5 protein-coding genes are annotated in these 4,443 nt (G+C 70.4%); 2 read left to right on the top strand and 3 right to left on the bottom strand.

The genetic code is table 11. The annotated features are described in order from the left end of the window. The first annotated feature begins 54 nt into the window (after nt 1-54). Complete coding sequence (locus AC08OP_RS21220) at nt 55-1,098, top strand: alpha/beta fold hydrolase (protein ID WP_462186228.1); 1,044 nt, start codon at nt 55-57, stop codon at nt 1,096-1,098. Between the two features lie 418 nt (nt 1,099-1,516). Continuing rightward, the gene (locus AC08OP_RS21225) at nt 1,517-1,714 is read left to right on the top strand and encodes a hypothetical protein (RefSeq protein WP_476591609.1); all 198 of its coding nucleotides are present in this window, start codon (nt 1,517-1,519) and stop codon (nt 1,712-1,714) included. A 309-nt stretch (nt 1,715-2,023) separates the two neighbouring features. Here the strand turns inward: AC08OP_RS21225 and AC08OP_RS21230 are convergent, their stop codons facing one another. The 3 genes from AC08OP_RS21230 to rsgA all read right to left on the bottom strand — a co-directional run. Beyond that, on the bottom strand, nt 2,024-2,743 hold the full coding sequence (locus AC08OP_RS21230) for a glycerophosphodiester phosphodiesterase (RefSeq protein ID WP_476601413.1): 720 nt from the start codon (nt 2,741-2,743) through the stop codon (nt 2,024-2,026). Further along, nucleotides 2,740-3,585: a histidinol-phosphatase gene (gene hisN / locus AC08OP_RS21235; protein WP_462186211.1), complete on the bottom strand. Its 846-nt coding sequence runs from the start codon at nt 3,583-3,585 to the stop codon at nt 2,740-2,742. The genes AC08OP_RS21230 and hisN overlap by 4 nt, the downstream gene beginning before the upstream one ends. 101 nt (nt 3,586-3,686) lie before the next feature. Further along, the coding region (gene rsgA, locus AC08OP_RS21240; protein WP_476615790.1) for a ribosome small subunit-dependent GTPase A at nt 3,687-4,443 on the bottom strand (757 nt) is incomplete at its 5' end.

The raw sequence follows: 4,443 nt of genomic DNA on the forward strand, positions 1-4,443 counted from the left end.
GGGTGGTGGCGAGTGAGGAAGAATCCAGCCTCGGTCGTGGCATCGGCAGACGGGATGACGAGCACCGAAGGCGGCCGTGCCTACGGCGTGCCCCGGGTGAGCCCGCTGACCTCCCGCTTCGTCACGGTCCACGGGTACCGGCGGTGCTATCTGCGGGCCGGGCGCGGCCCGGTTCTGCTGCTCATCCACGGCATCGGGGACAATGCGCGCACCTGGGCCTCGATCATCCCGGAGTTGGCCCGCCGGCACACCGTCATCGCCCCCGACCTGCTGGGACACGGGGAGTCGGACAAACCGCGCGGTGACTACTCGGTGGCCGGCTACGCGTGCGGGATGCGTGACCTGCTCACCATCCTCGGGATCGAGCGCGCCACGGTCGTCGGGCACTCGCTGGGCGGCGGGGTGGCCATGCAGTTCGCCTACCAGTTCCCGGAGCGCTGCGAGCGGTTGGTGCTGGTCGCCACCGGCGGGGTCGGGCCACACCTGCATCCCGCGCTGCGGGCGGCGGCCGTGCCTGGAGCCGGGGCGCTGCTGTCCCTGATCGGCATGCCGCCGGTGCGGGTCGCCGGCTGGGCCGGAATGCACGCGCTGCGCCTGCTGCACACCGATCTCGGGCGGGACGCCGACGATCTCCTGAACGTCTTCGACTCGCTGGGCGTACCCACCGCGCGGGCGGCGTTCCTGCGCACGCTACGGTCGGCGGTGGACGGGCATGGGCAGTCCATCACGATGCTGGACCGGTGCTACCTCGCCGCTGGGATGCCCTCGCTGATCGTCTGGGGTGACCGGGATGCCGTCATCCCGGCTGAGCACGCGTGGATGGCGCACGAGGCGATGCCGGGGAGCCGCCTGGAGATCTTCGCCGGTGCCGGGCATTTCCCCCATCACACTGACCCCGAACGCTTCCGGGCGGTTCTCGAGGATTTTCTGGCGACCACCCGGCCGGCGAGTCACTCCCCGCAGCAGTGGCGGGCGATGCTGCGTGAGCACGGCCGCTCGACTAGGACCACGGAAGCATCCGGGGCCGCAGCCCAGCCGTCGGGCGCGCGTTCGACCCCGGCGGAAGCCGTGGGTCGTGGCCTCACCCGGAGCCGATAAACGGGCACGGCCGCCGGCCATGGCGGGGCCGGGATCCGCCGTTATACGTTCACCGAGGTGACCCGTCGCATCGGGGTGGACCCGCTATGCATCGACGACCCAGTTGGCCATCCATAGCCATGCCTTGCGGGAAGTCGCCCGGCGAGATGCGTCGGTGCCGTTCTCGGCTGAACCGCTCTCGCGGAAGGTCTTCCCGGTCACCGATGGATCCGGCCAGCCGAGGATCAAGGACTCTCGTACCTCTTGGCGTGTCGCCTGTTCGGGCCAGGGTCTTCGCGTGATGCGCTGTCTTCCGGCGCGGGTCTGCATTAACTGCTCGGCACCCGCTATCGTGGAGTTCAACGGGCAGGCCGGCGTCAATATGGCCTATCCTTGGTGGCGTAACACCAAAGTCCTCTCAAATCTCGGAGGTCGACCCTTGGCACGCCGTGCACGACTCAGCTGGCCCCAGGAACGGCGCCAGGCGAGTGAGGTGGTTGTCCGCCGGGTCGACCCCGGTCGGGGCTGGACCCTGGAACAGGCTCGTGACCTGGTACGACAGGGATACTCCGTCGAGCATGTGGCGGAACGCACCGGGTTTCCGGAGCAGATGCTGAAAGTCGCAGAGGAGGACTGAGTGCAGCCTCCCGCCATCCCGGTGCCAAGAAAGTGCCACGGTGCGCCATCGTCGGCCGCCGGCGCGGGAGTGAGTGTTATCCCTTTCGTGGGTCAATCCGCAGGTTCGGGGAACCGATCTTTCCCTGGCGCTCGAGGGTGACGCCGGTTATAGCCTGCGCGACGCTATCCTAACCAGCAGTGATATGACGGTGTGCCGGAGCCGCGTCACTCTGCGCACAACTGAATCAACGACTTCGCCTGGTTGGCTACCCAATTCGTCTGACCTCGGCGCACCTACGACAGTCGCGTCGCCGGGCACCCCTGCTGGCTATGCCCGGGTGGCACCCGTCACGCGTACCAGCCGGCGTAGATGGTCGCTGTAGACCGCATCGAGCCCGTATCCGGCTAGCCGGGTCAGTGTGGTTGTTCGTTGCGCATCCCACCCGAACACGGCGATACCCAGGTTGTGGAGAACACCGACGATGCCGGCCCGGGGCGGGGTCCATTCACGCGCGCGCAGGTTGAGGGCGGTGACTCCGACGGCCCGGAGTTCATCGCCGTACGCGGTCATTCCGCCACCGGCGACGATATCGCGGATCGACGTCGAGTTCACCAGCCGGACATCGTCATCCAGCGGTCGGTATTTCGCGAGGTCCGTGAGCCCGCCGCACAGCCACAGCCGCCTCGCCGCCTCGCCGCCACCGGCCTCGCGGGCGACGGCGGCGACGGCCGCCGCCGCGTCCGCCCAACTGCCTGGCGGGCCCTTCAGGTCAAGACTGAACTCGAAGGACGTACCCAGCTCCGCGTAGAACTCCGCGAGGGTCGGCAGCCACCCCGGCAGGCGGTCGGCGGTCAGGTCGGGAATCCGCCGACGCCGCCCGGGCGGGCCGAACACACCGTCATGATGCAGGACCGGAACGCCGTCGGCGGTGAGCCAGACGTCCGACTCCAGCCCACTCGCCCCGCCGGCCAGGGCACGACGGAACGCGGGCAGGGAGTTCTCCCGCTGGCCGGGGGCGGGGGAACCACGATGCGCAAAACCGATCATGAAGAGCCGTTGAACGACTGCAGCGCGACGTCGTGGAGATGCCCGTTGGTGGTGAGCACCGTGCCGTGTCCCGGTCCCCGGCGTCCGCCCAGGTCGGTGAACCGGCCGCCGGCCTCCTCGACGATGACCTGGAGCGCGGCCATGTCCCAGAGCGACACCTCGGGTTCGCAGGCGAGGTCCACGGCGCCCTCGGCCACCATCATGTGTGACCAGAAGTCGCCGTAGGCGCGGGTCCGCCAGACCTGGCCGGCGAGGTGGAGGAACTCCTCCAGCCGGTCGGCGGTCTGCCAGCCTTCGACGGAGGCGAAGGACAGGAAGGCGTCACCCAGGCTGGTGACCGAGGAGACCTTCAGGGCACGGGTGTCGCCGGTGGCGTCGCGAGTGAAGGCACCGGTGCCCCGGGCTCCCCACCACCGTCGGCTCATCGCCGGGGCGCTCGCGACCCCGACGACCATCTCGTCGTCCACCTCGAGCCCGAGCAGGGTGCCCCAGACGGGCACGCCGCGCACGAAGTTCTTGGTGCCGTCGACGGGGTCCAGGATCCAGCGCCGGCGGGCGCCCGATCCGACGAGACCCTCCTCCTCGCCGAGCACGGCGTCGCCCGGCCGGGCCACAGCGAGCCGTTCGCGGATCATGGACTCGACGGCGGTGTCGGCGTCGGAGACCGGGGTGTTGTCCGGCTTCGACTCGACATGCAGGTCTACTGCCTGGAATCGGGAAAGAGTGATCCGGTCGGCGGCGTCTGCGAGGCTGAGCGCGAGGGCCAGATCGTCGGCGATGGCGACGGTGTCGGAGTCCGCGGTCGGTTCGATGCTCACGGAGGTGGGGTTAGGCGGGGTCACGCCTGCGAGACTACGAGCCGAGCCCCACCGCGCGTCGGTGGTCCCGGGCGGCGGGCACCGGGTGGCGGGGTGAGTGTGACTAATCTCCCGATCTATTGCGATCAAGGCGATGCTCCGCGGGCGCCGAGCAGCCGGCGCAGGCTCGCCAGCCGGGCAGCGTCGGCATGGCCGTCCCGCACCGCCGAGTCCAGGGCGCAGTCGGGGGACGGCGCCAGGTGCTCGCATCCGGGCTGACAGTGCGCGGCGGCCGCGGCGAGGTCCTCGAAGGCCCGCAGCACCCGCTCCGGGGACACCGCGCCGAGCCCGAACGACCGGACACCCGGGGTGTCCACAACAGTGCCCCCCTGGGGCAGCAGCAGTGCGACAGCGGCCGACGAGGTGTGCCGGCCGCGGCCGGTCACGGCGTTGACCTCGCCGATCGCCCGGTCCGCCGCCGGCACCAGCCGGTTCACCAGGGTGGACTTGCCGACCCCGCTGTGCCCGAACAGCACACTGACCCGATTGGTCAGCAGCTCCAGCAGCGCGTGCAGGTCCCCACCGGGGCGCGTGGTCACGACGGGGAGCCCGAGCGGGCGGTACAGCTCGACCAGCGGTACCGGATCCGCGAGATCCGTCTTGGTCAGGCACAGGACCGGGGAGAGCCCGCCGTCGTAGGCGGCGACCAGGCACCGGTCGATCAGGCCGGGCCGCGGCGGCGGATCGGTGACCGCGCAGACGATGACCAGGACGTCGGCGTTCGCGACGATCGGGCGTTCCACCGGATCGCTGTCGTCGGGGGTGCGCCGCAGGACGCTCGTGCGTTCCTCGCGGCGGACGATGCGCGCCAGGAGGCCCGCCGCCCCGGAGACATCCCCCATG

It is taken from the genome of Frankia sp. CeRuru1, from assembly GCF_977966315.1.